Raw genomic sequence first — 15,629 nt, forward strand, 5'->3', positions numbered from 1 at the left:
GAGACGGGCGCCGCTGCTCAGGACATCGTCAGTTGGCGACAGCGCCGACTTCACGATCCCAGCGCTCCAGCAGCGCCTTGCGCTTTTCCGGGTCGCCATAGGTCTTGAAGTCGTAGTCGATCAGCTTGATGTCCTCGAAGCGCGGGGCTTCCTTGGGGATTTCAGCGTTCTTGTTGGACGGAAGCTGGAAGGACTTGGCATCCTTCATGCGCGACTGGACTTCCGCGGTCAGCGCCCAGTCGTACCAGACCTTGGCATTGTCGAGGTTGCGGGCGCCCTTGATGATCGACATGGAGCCGATTTCGTAGCCGGTGCCCTCGCAGGGCGTGATCGACTTGACCGGGAAGCCTTCCGAGGTCTGCGCCACCGCATCGTGCACGAAGACGATGCCAAGCGCCGTCTCGCCGCGCGCCGCCGCCTTGACGGGTGCGGAGCCGGACTTGGTGTATTGCGAGATATTGTCGTTGAGCTTCTTCAGGTAGTCGAAGGCCGGGTCCTCGCCCATGATCTGCACGAGGGAGGCGAGCGCCGTATAGGCGGTGCCCGACGAATTCGGATTGGCGATCTGGATTTCGCCCTTTAGTTCCGGCGCCAGCAGGTCGGCCCAGCAGACCGGCTCCTTGAAGCCCTTCGACTTGAAGATCTCCGTATTGTAGCCCCAGCCGAGCGCACCGGCATAGACGCCGACCGTCTTGTAGCCGGAGCTTTCCGCCTGGCTCTTCGCCCAGTCGTTCAACTCGTCGAGCTTCGGCGACTTGTATTCCAGCGTCAGATTTTCAGAAGCGGCCTGAAGATGCGGGTCGCCGGTGCCGGCCCACCAGATGTCCGTCTTCGGGTTGCGGGCTTCGGCACGCACCTTGGCATAGGTCTCGCCAGAGGACAGGCGAACCATGTTCACCTTGATGTCGCTGTGCGACTTCTCGAAATCGCCCTTCATCTGCTCGCAGATGACGACATCCGCCGAGCAGATGAGGTTGAGTTCGCCGGCCGCCTGTGCCGGCAGGGCGGCAAGCGCCGTTCCAGCGAAGAGCATGAGGGAAAGGGTCTGTTTCATGGGGCATCCTCCTGTTGCCTGGTTTTGGATTTTTGGCGCGAACGAGACACGGCGCGGCCATCGGCCTGCCTGTGAGCGGCGCGTTCACGAAATTCGGATCGTGGTTTGTGTTGGTGGTTAGTTCGTCGCGGATATCACCGCGTCGAACCGTTCGAGCAGCCGACTTCGTTCCTCCGGAGAGCCGAAGGTGGCGAAGTCGTAGTCCACCATCTTGATGAGCGAGATATCGGGCGCCGCGAGCGGCAGGGCCGATTTCGCATTGGACGGCACCTGGTTCTGGCCCGAGGCCGCGCCCGTGCCCTGTCCTTCCGGGCTCAGCGCAAAATCGACGAAGCGTTTCGCCTCTTCGATATGCTGCGCACCCTTGACGATGCTAACGGCGCCGATCTCATACCCCGTGCCTTCGCAGGGCGCGACGATGATCAGGGGCGAGCCCGCCTGCTTCTGCGTGACGGCATCATGCATGAAGGAAATGCCGATCAGCGTTTCGCCGCGCGCGGCCGCCTTGACGGGGGCGGAACCCGCGGTCGTGTACTGGTCGATATTGCGGTTGAGCGCGGCGAGATAGCGGAAGGCTTCCTCCTCGCCGAAGAGCTGCACCAGCGTCGCGAGCGTCGTGAAAGCGGTGCCGGAAGAGTTCGGATTGCCGCTGCGGATGCGGCCGCGATAGGCGATGTCCGTCAGGTCCTTCCAGCAGGTCGGGGCCGGCAGCTTCAGTTCGCGCAGCAGATCGGAGTTGTAGGCAAAGCCGAGCGCCCCGGCATAGATGCCGGCGGAGCGGCCACCGGACATGGCGAAAAAGTTCTGCGCCCAGGGCAGCATGTCGCGCTCGTGCGCCGGCTGGTAGGGTTCCAGCAGGTCTTCCGATCCGCCCTGCAAATGGGTATCACCCGTCCCGCCCCACCAGACATCGACGGTCGGGGCGGCCTTTTCTGCGCGGATCTGGTTGAGGATGTCGCCGGTGCTCTTGCGGGTCATCGAAATGTCGAGGCCGGTCTTTGCCTCATAAGCCGTCTTCATCGCGGCGCACCACGCCTCGTCGACACCGCACAAGACGGTGAGCGATTGGGCTGCCGTGCCGACCGTGGCGCTCATGAGCCACAAAGCCACGCCCGCGCTGAAAGCGGTGATGCCTCTCACGATGTTCCTCCCTTTGGAACGACGAACGTCCCAATCTCCGCAGTCAGGATGTCATATCTGCCGCGCGCCGCAATCGAAGAATGGTTACCGTTCTTACAGCCTGGCGCGCCATCGGCCGGGCAAAAATGACAAAGGTTACAAATGTGACAAGGCGCATAACGCGAGCCCGCTTTGAAGATTGTGACAGGCCTGCCTATGATGCGCACGGGAGGACGTGCATGTGTTGAATGAGAGGATCAGGATTCTGATCGTCGAGGACGATCCGGACATGGCGGAGCTTATCTCCGATCTGGTGGAGGCGGAGGGCTGGACGCCCCTGACCGCGCCATCGGCAGAGGCGGCCATGGGCGTGCTGGCGCGCGAGACGGTGCATCTGGTGCTCGTCGACCATAACCTGCCCGGCACCTCCGGCCGCACCTTCGCGCAGCGCCTGCGCGCGCAGACCAATGTCGGCATCGTCATGGTGACGGCGGCGGGCAGTGCCGCGGACCGGGTGCTGGGGCTGGAGACCGCGGCGGACGACTATGTCGTAAAGCCCTTCGAGCCGATCGAATTGACGGCGCGCATCAAGGCCGTGCTGCGCCGGACGATCCCCTCGCTGAAGCCCGAACGCGAGACTGAGCGCGAGCACGAACCGGCGGCACTGAAGCTGGGCGACTGGTCGGTCGATCTGAAGAACCGCCGGGCCGTCTGCCTCACCGATCCCGCCAAATCGCTCACCAGCGCTGAATTCGCCCTGCTCGAAATCCTTGCCGAGACCCCGAACATACCCGTCAGCCGCGCGCATATTCTCGACCGGCTCGGAGCGGAAAGCGAACGCTACATCGATCGCAATGTGGACGTGCTCGTGCTGCGCCTTCGCCGCAAGATCGAGCGCAATCCGGATCTGCCGCGCCACATCCAGACCCGGCGCGGCAAGGGGTACGTGCTGAGCACGGACGAGGGTGAGCTCTCGCCGTGATCAATCGTCCCTTCCTCTCCTCGATCGCCTTTCGCCTTCCCTTCGCTATCGCCTTCATCTGCGTGCTCGTGTTCAGCCTGGCGACCATCGCGGTTTACGGCCTGCAACGGGCGCGCGAGGAGATGGCCGCCTATGGCCTGCAAGCCTTTTCCAGCCTCGCCAAGGCGTCGCTGGTCTCGCGACAGGTCTCCGACCTCGTGTCGAGCGCGCCCTTTCTTATGAACGCGACGTCTCCCTACCGGGTCTCCAGCGAGAGCCGCGCCGTCGTCGCGCAGGTCGACGTGCTGCTGCGCACCATGCAGCCGGAACGCGAAGGCACGGCCGTGAAAGGGTTTGCGGGCGCGCGCATCGTCGAACTGCTGGAGACGATCCGCACGCAGACGACGATGCTCGCAGCCGACGCGGAAGCCGCCCAGCAGCACAAGGCGGAAGCCGCGGCCGCGCTTGGCGAGATCGCGACGGGCAGCGGCATAACCGAAACCGATTTCCGCCGGCGGCTCAACGGCATCGTGCAGTCGGCCTCCAATTCCGACAGCCTTTTCCAGCTGGGCGAGCTGCGCCGCCGCTATGTCGCCGAAACCGCGCCACGCCTCGACCGTGCGTCCCCGGATGCGCGGGTTTCTGCTGCCGAACTCATGCCTTACGAGCGCGTCTTCGAGGCGCAGACCCGCTATCTGCTTGAAATGTTCGCCATCCGCGCTGCCGTGGCGCGGTTGCATTCCGTTTCCCGCGATCTGTCCCATGCGACCGAAACCCAGAGCGAGGCCGTCGCCCGCGGCCTCAACGAGGACCTCGTCTCGACCTCCGACGCACTGAGCCGCCTGCTCGTCATCGTCGCCTTCGCGTCCCTGCTGGTGCTTGTGATGGCGATCTTCTCCATCCGCTCGGTCATGCGCGTCTCGCGCGGCATCGTGGCGCTTTCCACGGGCATGAACGCGCTGGCGGAAGGGCGCAAGGATGTGGATGCACCGGCCTATAACGGCACGGAGACGGAGCTGGTGCGGCTGCTCGAAGCCTTCCGCGCATTTCGCGAAAGCGTCGAACGCGTCTCGCGGCTCCGGCGCACGGCGGAAGCCGCCGCCCGCACCATCCGCTCCACCTTCCGCACCATGAACGAAGGCATTGCGCTGTTCGACCCGCGCGGCCGGCCGATCACCATGAACCGGCGCGTCATCGAGCTTGTCGGCTGGTCGGGCTCGGCGCGAAAACTGCCGCTGCGCAAATTCGTGGCGCCCTTGCCGGAGATCGATCCAGCACTTCTGCCCGCCGAGACCGACGCCGGCCTGCTCGGTGCGCGGTCCGTGCTGCGCCATCGTTCCGAGGCGGGACGGGTGACGGAAGTGTCGCTGTCGCGCCAGCCGGATGGCGGCATCGTGCTCCTGGCGCGCGACATTACCGACCTCGACCGGCAGGAGGCGGAAGCGGCCAGGATCCAGCGCCTCGATGGCATCATGCGCATGACCCACCAGGTGAGCCATGAGGTCGGCAACATGATCGGCATCATCACCGGCAGTCTCGGTCTTCTCGAACGCGAAACCGGTTTCAACGACCGCCAGAAGCGCCATCTCGCCCGCATCCGCAAGGCGGCCGACCGGGGCCGGTCGCTTGCGGGCAGCATGCTGTCCATTGGCAGCCAGCAACCGATCCATCCCGGCGCGGTGGAGATCGGCGCGCTCTTGCGCGGCATGGCCGATGTGCTGGAGATCGCCATCGGCGAACACCGCCGCCTGGCCTTCGACATCGCGGACGACCTGCCGACGGTGCAGCTCGACGCCGCCCTCTTCGAGCAGTCGATCCTCAATCTCTGCCTCAACGCCGCCGCCGCCATGCCCGAGGGCGGGACAATCCTCATCCGTTGCATGGGCATCGAAACGGGCATCGCGGTTTGCGTCATCGATGACGGCATCGGCATGTCGGCGGACGCCGTCGACAAGGCCTTCGAGCCCTATTTCACCACGCGCGACGAGGAAGGTGGCGCGGGTCTTGGCCTTGCGGTCGTCTACGGCTTCATGCGCCAGAGCGGCGGTGACGCGCGCATTCACTCCGTAGTCGGGAAGGGAACGACGGTGGAATTGTTCTTTCCGGCCGTTTGAGCTTGCCGGTCGCGCCTGTTGTGAACCGCCAGAGGCTCTTCCGCCAAGCTGCCGCTTACGCCAATATATCCGAAATACGGACAGGCTAAACGTAGCGAATCACAGTTTGGATGGGGGTGCATGTCATGCTGCCGGACTTTCGGATGCTGTTCGAATCTGCCCCCGGCCTGTATCTCGTTCTCGACCGAAACTTGGTAATCGTCGCGGTAAGCGATGCCTATCTGAACGCCACCATGACGGACAGGGCCGCAATCGTCGGTCGCAGTATCTTTGATGTCTTCCCGGACAATCCCGACGATTCAGACGCGACCGGGGTGAGAAATCTCAGGGAATCTCTGCAACGGGTTGTCGAGACCGGAGCCGGCGACACGATGGCTGTCCAAAAGTACGACGTGCGGAGACCCGATGGGAGCGGCTTCGAGGCACGCTTCTGGAGCCCCTTCAACAAGCCCGTGCTGGATGAGGACGGCAAGGTCGCCTACGTCATTCACCGGGTCGAGGATGTGACCGAATTCATCGGCCTGAAAAACAGGGACAGTGCCCAGGTCGAGGCCAACGAGCAGCTGCGCAGCCGCGCGCAGAAAATGGAGCTGGAAATATTTCAGCGCGCGCAGGAAGTCGCCGAGGCGAACCGCAAGCTGCGTGATCTGGACAGGCTCAGAACCGATTTCTTCGCGAATATCAGCCATGAACTGCGCACGCCGCTGACCCTTATCCTCGGTCCGGTCCGGAAGGTTCTTTCGGCTGAATCATTGTCAACCGCCGATCGCCAGGATCTCGAACTCGTCGAGCGGAATGCGTTGATCCTGCTCGGGCAGGTCAACGACCTGCTCGACGTCGCGAAGCTCGAAGCCGGCAAGTTCGATCTCGTCTACACGCGGCTGGATGCTGCGCGGTTCGCAAGGATGCTGGCATCGAACTTCGACGGTCTGGCGCGCGAACGGGGGATCTCCTTCCGATTGGGTGAATCCGCCCAACTCGACATGGAGGTCGATGCAGGCAAATTACAGCGGATTCTGCTCAACTTGCTTTCGAACGCCTTCAAGTTCACGCCGTCAGGCGGCGGCGTGGAACTTTCCCTCGAACGCTCTGGCGATCAGGCAATCTTCCGCGTCGACGATACCGGGCCGGGGATTCCCGAAGAGGATCGCGGTGTCGTGTTTGAGCGCTTCCGGCAACTGGAGGCCGGCAAGCAGCGGATGAAGGGCGGAACGGGATTGGGTCTTGCCATCGTCAAGGAATTCGCAGCGCTGTTGCGGGGCCGCGTTTGGGTGGATGCCAGCGCGCAGGGTGGCGCGCGCTTCAGCGTTGCGATTCCGCTCGCCGCACCTGCCGGATTTTCGGTCCTTGAAAGCGACGATCCGGCACAGCAGATCGGCAGCCCCGATATGTTTGGCCATGAATTGGCAAGAATCCCGGCCGATGCGGTGAATGTGCCAAACCCTGGAAGCGGCGCCCGCATTCTCGTCGTGGATGACAATGCGGATATGCGCGGCCATATCGCCAGCCTGCTTGCGGAACGCTATCGCGTCGAGACGGCGGCCGACGGTGGCGCTGGCCTCGCCGCCGCCTGCGACCTCATTCCCGATCTCATCATCACCGACGTCATGATGCCGGTCATGACCGGCGACGAGATGGCGCGCGCTCTGCTCGACGACCCCGCCACGAAAGATATTCCCATCCTGATGCTGACTGCGAAGATGGATGACCCGTTGAAAATGGAACTCCTTCGGGAAGGCGTTCGGGACTATATTGCAAAGCCGTTCTCCGCACAGGAGCTTGAGATCAAGATCGAGCGGCTGATTGCGGAGCGGCGCAGGGTGGCGGCAGACCGGGCGGTCCTCGTCGAAAAACTCCAGCGGTCGAACCGCGACCTCGAACGGTTCGCCTATGCGACCGCGCATGATCTTCGGTCTCCCCTGCGGTCCATCGATGTCCTGGCCGAATGGATCCACGAGGACGCTGCAGGGCTATTGCCGCAGCAAAGCGTGGAGCACCTGCAGAAGCTGCGTGCCCAGGCGCGCCGTATGGAAAGGCTGCTCCAGGATATCCTCAACTATGCCAGGATCGACCAGGGCGACGGGGCCGCCGGCGATCAGGAAGTCGACGCAACGGCGCTCGTGCAGGACGTGGTCAACCTGGTCGATCCCCCGCCCGGCTTCGTCGTGAGCGTCGATGAGCGCTTCAAGGGAATTGCGCTGCCGCGAATGCCGCTTCAGCAGATTTTCCACAACCTCATTCAAAACGCCGTCAAGCATCATCGTGGAGCCTCCGGGCGCATCGACGTCGGCGTCTTCGACATCGGCGACCGGTTCGCCTTCACGGTGGAGGACGACGGACCAGGCATCGATTCGAAGTATCATCAAAAGATATTCGAGATGTTTCAGACGCTGAAACCAGAGTCGCAAAAAGACGGAAGCGGGATGGGTCTGGCGTTGACGAAGAAGCATATTGACGCGCACGGTGGCCAGATTACCGTGGAATCGGAGCCCGGTAAGGGGGCTCGATTCTGTTTTACCTGGCCCAAGGGTGCGCCCCGAAACCGAGGACAAGAAACGAAATGACGGACAGGCTCATCGACGTGCTCATTGTCGAAGACAACGATATCGACACGGAAGCAGTGAGACGGGCCTTCCGACGGGCGGACTTCGCAAACCCGACCCACAGCGCCTGCGATGGCGAGGAGGCCCTCGACATGCTCCGGGGCAACCATGGCCGGCCGAAGCTGCCCCAGCCCTGCCTCATCCTCCTGGACATCAACATGCCGCGGATGGACGGCATTACCCTGCTCGACGAATTGCGCCGCGACGACAGCTTCAAGCAAAGCATCGTCTTCATGCTGACGACGTCGGGATACGAGACCGATCGAAAGGCAGCCTATGAGAAGAATGTCGCTGGCTACTTTCTGAAGGAGAATCTCGGCGCCCTGGTCGAGACGTTGAAGCCCTATTGCCGCGGCAACGAATTCCCCTGTTGATCCAGTGCACTGGCGCCAACGCCACTGGCAAGCTCAATCAAAGGCCTGCGCCTTCATGAAGTCGATGAAAAGACGGAGCGGCATCGGCACGTGGCGCCGGCTGGAGTGGTAAAGGTGAAAGCCGTTGAAGGGGGCAAGCCAGTCGTCGAGCACCGGGACGAGGTCTCCGGAACGAAGCAACGGCGCGGCCTCGCAATCCAGCGCATAGGCGAAGCCGAGGCCTTTCGCCGCCAGGTTCAGCATCACATCGGTGTCGTTGACGATCAGGCTACCGGCCAGGTCGAGCGTGAACTGTTCATCGGTCTTTTCAAACTCCCATTTGTAGACATCCTCGCCGCCCGGCCAGCGAAAACGCAGGCAAGGCTTGTCCATCAGCTCGCGCGGGTGCGCAGGCACGCCCGCACTCGCGAGCAGGGACGGCGCCGCCACGACGCAGCATTTGCGTTGCGGCCCGAGGCGCAAGGCAATGAGATCCGGTTCGATCTGGTCGCCAAGACGGATGCCCGCGTCGAAGCGGCCTGCCACGATGTCGGTCAGCCGGTCCTCTATGTTCAGGTCAATCACGATGCGCGGGTAGAGGGCTGCAAAGGATGAAATATTCGGCAGGATCAGATGTTTCGCGGCGACACGGGAGAGGGTCACTCGCAGCAGCCCGGCCGGTTGCGATGCCGATGCGGTGACATCCGTCAATGTGGCGCCGAGTTCGTTCATCAGCGGCAGCACGCGCTCGTAAAGCTGCCGCCCCGCTTCCGTGAGCGCCACGCTGCGGGTCGTCCGGTTGACGAGCCGGACGCCCAGGCGGCTTTCGAGGCGCTTGAGGGTCTGGCTCAAGGCCGGGGGTGAAATGGAAAGGTCGCGGGCGGCCTGAACGAAGCTTTCGCGCCGGGCGATGTGCAGGAAGGCCTTGAGATCGGCAAAATTCACGTCGTCGATTATGTCGTTCATCTTAATAGGCCAATAAGATTATTGCGTATTCAGTTATCAGCGAAAAGCCGCCACCTCCAGCAGGGAATTCTTACTGTTGGAGGTATCGATGCGAATTTTGGTTGTCGGGGGAGACGGGACGATCGGCCGCCCGCTGTGTGATCGGCTGGCGTCGTTGGGCGAGGTCGTCACCGCCGGAAGACGCAGCGGCGACCTTCGCGTCGATATTCGCGATGCCGATCAGATCGAGCGCATGTACCAGCAGGCTGGCCGGCTCGACGCCTGTATTTGCGTGGCGGCATCCGGTCCGATGGACAGCTTCGGTGAGCTCACCGAAGCTGTCATGCTGGAGAATATGCGCGGAAAGCTCTTCGGTCAGATGAACGTCGTCCTGATCGGCCAGCGGTTCCTGGGGGACGGGGGATGCTTCGTCCTGACGAGCGGAATCTTCGCCGACGAAGCCTGGCCGAATGTCACGAGCGGTGCGGTCATCAGCGGCGGGCTGCACAGCTTTTGTCTGTCCGCCGCCATCGAGCTTCCGCGAAGGCTGCGGATCAATATCGTCAGCCCGGGAATGGTGTCCTCGTCGTTCGAGGCATATGGACACCTTTTTCCCGGCATGCGGCCGGTCCCGATCGATGAACTGGTCTCGGCCTATGTCCGGGCGGTCGCACGACGGTCGTCAGGCGACATCTTGCGCATCTACTAGACCCCGTCCGGTATTTTGCGCTCCCGTCTGCTCAGGTGCTTTACAGCGCCGCGGTCATTCCGCCATCGACGACGATGGCGGCGCCGTTGAGGTAGACCATCTCGTCAGACGCCAGCCAGAGGGCGGCTTGCGCCATTTCCCCGGGTGTCGCCATGCGCTGGATGCCGTGGGCATTTGCCTGCCCCCAGCGCTGGGCAGCGACGGCCCAGGCCTCTTCCGGCAGGTTGTCCGCGCCGGCCTGGCGTCGCACCAATTCGGTGTCGACGGTTCCGGGGCAGAGGGCGTTGATCCGGATGCCCTGCGCGCCATATTCGAGCGCCGCCACCTGGACGAGCCCGACCAAGGCGCGCTTGCTGGCGGAATAGGCGGCGCTGCCGGCGCGCGTGGCGATCGACTGCACCGAGGAGGTGACGACGATCGAGCCGGAGCCCTGCGCCGCCATGATCGGCAATTGCGCCTTCATGCAGAGGAAGGTGCCGCGTACATTGGTGCTCTGGACATTCTCGAAGTCGTCCAGCGTGATCTCGTGGAACGGCCGGGACACGGAAACGCCAGCATTGTTGAATGCGATATCGAGCCGGCCGAGATGGCGTGTCGCAAAAGCCGTCAACTCCTCGACGTCTCCGGCGTTGCGGACATCGGCCCGCCTGTAGGTGACGTCGCCGCCGCGCGAGCGCGCGAGCGCTTCGACCTCGCGGCCGAGCGCCTCGCGCCGGCCGCAGAAAACGACGCGCGCGCCCTCGTCGGCAAAGGCGATGACGGTGGCCCGGCCGATGCCGGACGTGCCGCCGGTCACCAGGATGGCCTTGCCCGCAAACCGCTTGCCGCCGGAAGGCTGTACGGCCTCAGGCAGCGTGGCCTCATGGCCGATCGCCACGCCCGCGGCGAGCGCGGTGGCAAGCCCCGCGCCTGCAACGGCGACAACGCCCGAGGTGATCAGGGCGCGGCGGCCCGGTTTCTGAAGCTCTTCGTCACGCATGGAAGTCTCCTTCAAGATCGATTTTTGGCAAAAGATATGGGCGATCCGACGCTGCCGAGCCTGCGCGGATAGCCGGAGGGGCTTTGCCTGTGCGCCAAGCTATCGCGACGAATATATGCGAGTCAATGCTCGCATTATAACGTAAAATCACTGCGAGGTAACGATAAAATTACCGACTGAAGTGGAAGGAAATAGTCGCTGATCGCGAGCATTCGCTCGCTATAGCGGCACATTCGCCAGTGCGATTTTGCTAAAAGCCTGTCAGGTGCGATCGAGGATCTCGATATAGCCGGCCATCGCCATCTTCAGATGACGGCCGACCGCCGCGCGCGCCTGCGGTTTTGCCGCGGCCACCAGTGGCATGCCGCCCCGAAACAGGTGCACCAGAAGGTCCGCACTCAGGCGCAGTTCGGCGGCTGACCGATCGGGGTAGCGTGCGGCCAGAAGGGACTGGGCGCGATTGACGATGATGTCATGCAGGGGTGCCGTCGCTTCCCGCAGTCCAGGCGGCACGTCCGCCCCACCGAGAAGCTGCTTGAAGGCAGGGTTTTTCAACAGGAAGGCGACGAGGGGATCGATGGCGCTGTCGATGAACTGCGCGGCAGGCGCCGTCGCGAAGGCGGGATCGAAGGCCAGGGTGTGAACGCGGGCAAGCTCGGCCGCATATTGGCGGGCCAAGGCCTGGGCGATCTCTTCCTTGTTCCGGAAGAACCGATAAAGCGATCCGGGGCTGATGCCGGCCTGCGCGGCAATACCGTTCGTCGTCGCCGCCGAATAGCCCTGCGCCACGAACACCTCGGCCGCCACCTCCAGGATCTGGGCAATCCGAAGCTCACCGCGCGCCTGTCTTCGAGGCGCGGGTTTGACGTCAGTGTCGGGGGGATTGGCCAAAAGAAAGTACCGTGTTCCAGGAGGCCGCACTGTAAATCCTTGATCGTTCCCCGGCAAGGAGCGGTCGGCTCTCGTGGCAAAACGCATCGCCGCGTCAACATGACGGGAGAGAAGGCGAGACTCGGACGAACGATCAAGCATTTCCGACGGGCTGTCATGGAAAGCCAAGGCCGAACCTCCGACGTTTCATCAACCTAAAACGGGATGGGACGGAGACGGACATGACGGACAGGATCAGGGTCGGCATCATCGGTGCGGGCGAGCGCGGCTGGGCGCAGGCGGCGCATATTCCCGCGCTGCAAGCGCTACCGGACTATGAAATCCGCGCGGTCAGCACGACCCGCCGGGAGAGTGCCGAACACTGTGCCCGGTCCATTGGCGCTTTGCACGCTTTCGACAATCACCACGACCTTCTGGCCTTGCCCGATATCGACCTTGTCGTCATCGCCGTGAACGTCATGCACCATCACGAGATCGCCATCCCCACGATCGCCGCCGGCAAGATGGTGTTCAGCGAATGGCCGCTCGGCCGCAACCTCGCCGAGGCCGAGGAGATAGCGGCGCTCGCCCGCAAGGCAGGCGTGAAAACCTTGATAGGGCTTCAGGGCCGCTTCGGACCGGCCATCCGCTACGTCCGCGATCTGGTGGGCGACGGTTTTGTGGGCAAGCTGCTCGGCTCCAACATCCGCGGCTCGGCGCCCCACGAGGTCTGGGCCGGCGTTCTGGATCGTCGGTACGAATTTCATGCGGAGCCGGCCAACGGGGCGACCCTGCTCTCGATTCCGGCAGGCCATGTGCTCGACATGCTGGCCTTCGTTCTGGGGGATTTCGTCGACGTGTCGGCGACCATGGTCGCGCGCCGTGGCGAGGTCCTGCGCCTGCGCGACGGCAAGCGCATTCCGACGACCGCGAAAGATCCCATCGCCTTTGCGGGCAGCCTCGAAAACGGCGCGCTTGCCACGGTCCATTTCCACGGCGGCGCGGCGATCGGTCCCGATTTCGTCTGGGAGATCAATGGCACGGCGGGCGATATCCTGGTCTCGTCAGACGGCGGTTTCGCAAACATGACCGCCGCCACCGTCACCGCGCGGCGCGCGGGCGAGGCGCCTGCCGACATGCCGATCCCGCCGGCCTACCGGCTTGCTCCAGAGGACGTGGCGATGCCGGCGGACAATGTCGCCGCGCTCTACATGCAGTTTGCCGCCGATCTGTCGAACGGAACAAACCTCGCGCCGGACTTCGAGGTCGCCCTCCGCCGCCACCGTCTGATGGACGCCATCGAACAATCGGATGCTTCTGGTACCCGCAAGGCGATCGACTATAGCGTTGCTCGCTAGGGCCTGTTTCGAAGATTTGCCAGGCAATTCAGAACAGGAACGGCTTCGCCTTCATGCTCGCCGGAACCGGGACGCCAAGCCGTGACAGCACCGTTGGCGCGAGTTGCAGCTGGTCGAGGAGCGTATCTTCGGGCGGCCCTTCGCCGCCACCGAACCAGTAGAAGGCGACGTCCTGCATCTCGTCGTCGTGGCCGCCGTGGTGGCCGCGGTTCGACTGGCCGTGGTCGGCCGTGACGATCACCTCGTAACCCGCCTTGCGCCAGCGCGGCAGGAAAGCGGCGAGCTGGGCATCGATGGTGAAGCAGGCAACGTCCATCTGCCCACAATCCTGGCCGTAACGATGGCCCATGCTGTCGAGCGTGCAGGTATGCAGGATGCCGTAGTCGATGGCGTGGCGCTCGGTCAGCATGGTGAGCGTCGCGAAGAGATCGAGGTCGCTCGGCGTCATCTGGTTCTGGTGGTTGTAGCCCGCCATCGTATGGAAACGGCCGTGGTGGATCGGGCCTTCCGAATTGTCGTATTCGATGTCCTGCACCATGTCGAAGGGCGCACGCTGGAAGAAGGTCGACCAGAAGGAATGGGTCACCGCGCCGGTTTTGCCGCCGGCTTTGGTCACTTCGGAAAAGATATCCGGCTGCTCGACACGAAAGAGCGTTTCGTTCGAAAGAACACCATGGACCTGCGGCGGCACGCCGGTGTGGATCGAGGCGTAGCAGGATGCCGATGTGGACGGGAGCACGGAGCGCATCTTCCACACGCGCGCCTCGCCGGCCTGCACCCAGCCTTCCAGATTGCCCATCAGCCGTCGGGCGTTGCGCCAGGGCTGGCCGTCGAGGATGATGAGCAGGAGTTTGTTGCGAAGGGGCATTGGCTGTCCATGAAGGGTGCTGGCAGGATGCGCCGCCAGGCAAGGCGGCGCATTGAGGCGGTGTTTTGCATGCCTGTTCAGGCGCTGAGCCAGCACCGCAGCGGTGCGTCACCGTTCATCAGTTCGCCGGCGGGATTGTCCACCCAACCCTGGATGCTCTCGCTGACCCCATCGATGAAGTCGTTGAACATCGGCACGATCAGTCCGCCTTCATCGCGCATCATCACCGACATGTCGCGGTACATCGCGCGCCGCTTCGCCTCGTCCAGTTCTGCGCGCGCGGCAATCACCAGTTTGTCGAAGGCCTCGTTTTTGAAGCGTGTATCGTTCCAGTCCGCCGTCGAGATATAGCCGGTGGAATACATCTGGTCCTGTGTCGGCCGGCCACCCCAATAGGAGGTGGCGAAGGGCTGGACGTTCCAGACATTCGACCAATATCCGTCGCCGGGCTCGCGCTTGACCTCGATGTCGATGCCGGCCTTCTTGGCGCTTTCCTGATAGAGGACGGCGGCGTCGACCGCGCCCGGAAAGGCGACCTCCGACGTGCGCAGCAGGATGCTGCCGTCATGCCCCGACTTCTTGAAATGGAAGGCGGCCTTTTCCGGATCGTAGGTGCGCTGCTCGATTTCCTCGTAGAGCGGATAGGCCCTGTTGATCGGCGTGTCGTTGCCGAGCGAGCCGTAGCCTTGCAGGATGCGCTCGATCATCGTCTCGCGGTCCATCGCATATTTCAGGGCGAGGCGCAGGTCCGCATTGTCGAAGGGCGCCGTGTCGCAGAACATGTTGAAGGGATAAAAGCCGCGACCGGAAATGTTCTTGATCGTCACCTTCTGCATGTTCTTGAGCAGGGCAACGGTTTTCGGCTCGATGCGGTTGATCATGTGCACCTGGCCGCTCTGCATGGCCGCGATACGCGCCGTCGCATCGTTGATGACGACGATTTCCACCTGTTCGGCAAAACCGACCTTGCCGTTGTCCCAGTAGCCGTCGAAACGGGCGGCGTTGTAGCGCACGCCTGCCTCGCTGCCGACAATCCTGTAGGGGCCGGTGCCGATCGCAGCGGCCGGATTGTCCTTCCCGCCGTTCGGCTGGATCACCAGATGATAGTCGATCATCAGGAAGGGCATGTCGGCATTGCCTTCCTTCAGCGTGAAGACGACGCTATCGCCTTCCGCCTTGACTGTCTCGATGCCCTTGAGAATGCCGAGCGCGCCGGACTTTGCGTTTTCGTCCGAATGCCGTTCGATCGTTGCGACCACGTCATCGGGCGTCAGCGTCTTGCCATCGTGAAACTGCACGCCCTTGCGAATTTTGAACGTCCACGTCTTTGCGTCGGGCGACGAGCGCCATTCTTCGGCGAGGACGGGAATGGGCGAGCCGTCCGGCGCCAGCCAGACAAGCGTCTCGCCCCACAGGTGGTCGACCATTGCGGTGACCTGATTGGTGGCGAGGCCGGGGTCGAGGCTGTCGCTCGATGCGCCGCCCTGCATGCCGACCTTGATCGTTCCGCCGCGCACGGGGCCTTCGGCCCGCACGGCAGTCGACAGCAGAGAGCCGGCGGCGGCGACGCTGAGACCCAGGACAGCACTGCGTCCGAGAAAATCCCGACGCGACATCCGGCCCTTTGCAACGAGGCTGGAGAGGTAGGCAAGTTCATCCATCGATAATCCCCCGATACGGCCAGGTGAGACGGGCT

Annotated in this window: 13 protein-coding genes; 6 read left to right on the top strand and 7 right to left on the bottom strand. The window is 63.3% G+C overall.

All coding sequences use genetic code 11. The features are described from left to right. Positions 1-28: 28 nt before the first annotated feature. Together AC1RWL_RS01880 and AC1RWL_RS01885 are read right to left on the bottom strand one after the other, a co-directional pair. Positions 29-1,054, bottom strand: a complete 1,026-nt coding sequence (locus AC1RWL_RS01880; protein ID WP_493093509.1) for an ABC transporter substrate-binding protein — start codon at positions 1,052-1,054, stop codon at positions 29-31. A 117-nt stretch (positions 1,055-1,171) separates the two neighbouring features. Further along, a complete protein-coding gene (locus AC1RWL_RS01885) occupies positions 1,172-2,194 on the bottom strand; it encodes an ABC transporter substrate-binding protein (RefSeq protein ID WP_493093508.1) in 1,023 nt (340 codons plus the stop codon). Positions 2,195-2,414: 220 nt separating this feature from the next. On the opposite strand from AC1RWL_RS01885, the gene AC1RWL_RS01890 reads away from it, so the two are divergent. The 4 genes from AC1RWL_RS01890 to AC1RWL_RS01905 all read left to right on the top strand — a co-directional run bounded on the left by AC1RWL_RS01890 (position 2,415) and on the right by AC1RWL_RS01905 (position 8,225). After that, positions 2,415-3,155, top strand: a complete 741-nt coding sequence (locus tag AC1RWL_RS01890) for a response regulator (RefSeq protein ID WP_493093507.1) — start codon at positions 2,415-2,417, stop codon at positions 3,153-3,155. Continuing rightward, positions 3,152-5,248, top strand: coding sequence for an ATP-binding protein (locus AC1RWL_RS01895; protein ID WP_493093506.1), 2,097 nt, complete (start codon positions 3,152-3,154; stop codon positions 5,246-5,248). Before AC1RWL_RS01890 ends, AC1RWL_RS01895 begins: the two co-directional genes overlap by 4 nt. A gap of 125 nt (positions 5,249-5,373) precedes the next feature. Beyond that, a complete protein-coding gene (locus AC1RWL_RS01900) occupies positions 5,374-7,812 on the top strand; it encodes an ATP-binding protein (RefSeq protein ID WP_493093505.1) in 2,439 nt (812 codons plus the stop codon). Further along, on the top strand, positions 7,809-8,225 hold the full coding sequence (locus tag AC1RWL_RS01905; protein WP_493093504.1) for a response regulator: 417 nt from the start codon (positions 7,809-7,811) through the stop codon (positions 8,223-8,225). The genes AC1RWL_RS01900 and AC1RWL_RS01905 overlap by 4 nt, the downstream gene beginning before the upstream one ends. A gap of 33 nt (positions 8,226-8,258) precedes the next feature. Here AC1RWL_RS01905 and AC1RWL_RS01910 read toward each other — a convergent pair whose 3' ends face one another. Further along, positions 8,259-9,170 carry a LysR family transcriptional regulator gene (locus AC1RWL_RS01910; RefSeq protein ID WP_493093503.1) on the bottom strand — a complete coding sequence of 304 codons (912 nt, stop codon included), beginning with the start codon at positions 9,168-9,170 and terminating at the stop codon, positions 8,259-8,261. Positions 9,171-9,258: 88 nt separating this feature from the next. Here AC1RWL_RS01910 and AC1RWL_RS01915 point away from each other — a divergent pair, with 88 nt between their 5' ends. Further along, on the top strand, positions 9,259-9,858 hold the full coding sequence (locus AC1RWL_RS01915) for a short chain dehydrogenase (protein ID WP_493093502.1): 600 nt from the start codon (positions 9,259-9,261) through the stop codon (positions 9,856-9,858). Between the two features lie 40 nt (positions 9,859-9,898). On the opposite strand, the gene AC1RWL_RS01920 is transcribed toward AC1RWL_RS01915, so the two are convergent. Then, complete coding sequence (locus tag AC1RWL_RS01920) at positions 9,899-10,837, bottom strand: SDR family NAD(P)-dependent oxidoreductase (protein ID WP_493093501.1); 939 nt, start codon at positions 10,835-10,837, stop codon at positions 9,899-9,901. Between the two features lie 261 nt (positions 10,838-11,098). Then, positions 11,099-11,896 carry a TetR/AcrR family transcriptional regulator gene (locus tag AC1RWL_RS01925; RefSeq protein WP_493093500.1) on the bottom strand — a complete coding sequence of 266 codons (798 nt, stop codon included), beginning with the start codon at positions 11,894-11,896 and terminating at the stop codon, positions 11,099-11,101. A 53-nt stretch (positions 11,897-11,949) separates the two neighbouring features. Between AC1RWL_RS01925 and AC1RWL_RS01930 the strand changes: the two genes are divergently transcribed. Beyond that, positions 11,950-13,065 (top strand): Gfo/Idh/MocA family protein, encoded by a 1,116-nt coding sequence (locus tag AC1RWL_RS01930; protein WP_493093499.1) that lies wholly within the window; start codon positions 11,950-11,952, stop codon positions 13,063-13,065. A gap of 28 nt (positions 13,066-13,093) precedes the next feature. Here AC1RWL_RS01930 and AC1RWL_RS01935 read toward each other — a convergent pair whose 3' ends face one another. Next, positions 13,094-13,933, bottom strand: coding sequence for an alkaline phosphatase family protein (locus tag AC1RWL_RS01935; RefSeq protein ID WP_493093498.1), 840 nt, complete (start codon positions 13,931-13,933; stop codon positions 13,094-13,096). A gap of 77 nt (positions 13,934-14,010) precedes the next feature. Beyond that, the gene (locus AC1RWL_RS01940; RefSeq protein WP_493093497.1) at positions 14,011-15,594 is read right to left on the bottom strand and encodes an ABC transporter substrate-binding protein; all 1,584 of its coding nucleotides are present in this window, start codon (positions 15,592-15,594) and stop codon (positions 14,011-14,013) included. Between the last annotated feature and the right edge of the window lie 35 nt (positions 15,595-15,629).

Source organism: Shinella sp. GW821-FHT10F02 (genome assembly GCF_058809275.1).

Excerpts from the sequence above, each read along its gene's own strand:
- AC1RWL_RS01880 (WP_493093509.1), bottom strand. The coding sequence starts at position 1,054 with ATGAAACAGACCCTTTCCCTCATGCTCTTCGCTGGAACGGCGCTTGCC.
- AC1RWL_RS01900 (WP_493093505.1), top strand. The coding sequence starts at position 5,374 with ATGCTGCCGGACTTTCGGATGCTGTTCGAATCTGCCCCCGGCCTGTAT.
- AC1RWL_RS01905 (WP_493093504.1), top strand. The coding sequence starts at position 7,809 with ATGACGGACAGGCTCATCGACGTGCTCATTGTCGAAGACAACGATATC.
- AC1RWL_RS01910 (WP_493093503.1), bottom strand. The coding sequence starts at position 9,170 with ATGAACGACATAATCGACGACGTGAATTTTGCCGATCTCAAGGCCTTC.
- AC1RWL_RS01915 (WP_493093502.1), top strand. The coding sequence starts at position 9,259 with ATGCGAATTTTGGTTGTCGGGGGAGACGGGACGATCGGCCGCCCGCTG.
- AC1RWL_RS01920 (WP_493093501.1), bottom strand. The coding sequence starts at position 10,837 with ATGCGTGACGAAGAGCTTCAGAAACCGGGCCGCCGCGCCCTGATCACC.
- AC1RWL_RS01930 (WP_493093499.1), top strand. The coding sequence starts at position 11,950 with ATGACGGACAGGATCAGGGTCGGCATCATCGGTGCGGGCGAGCGCGGC.
- AC1RWL_RS01935 (WP_493093498.1), bottom strand. The coding sequence starts at position 13,933 with ATGCCCCTTCGCAACAAACTCCTGCTCATCATCCTCGACGGCCAGCCC.
- AC1RWL_RS01940 (WP_493093497.1), bottom strand. The coding sequence starts at position 15,594 with ATGGATGAACTTGCCTACCTCTCCAGCCTCGTTGCAAAGGGCCGGATG.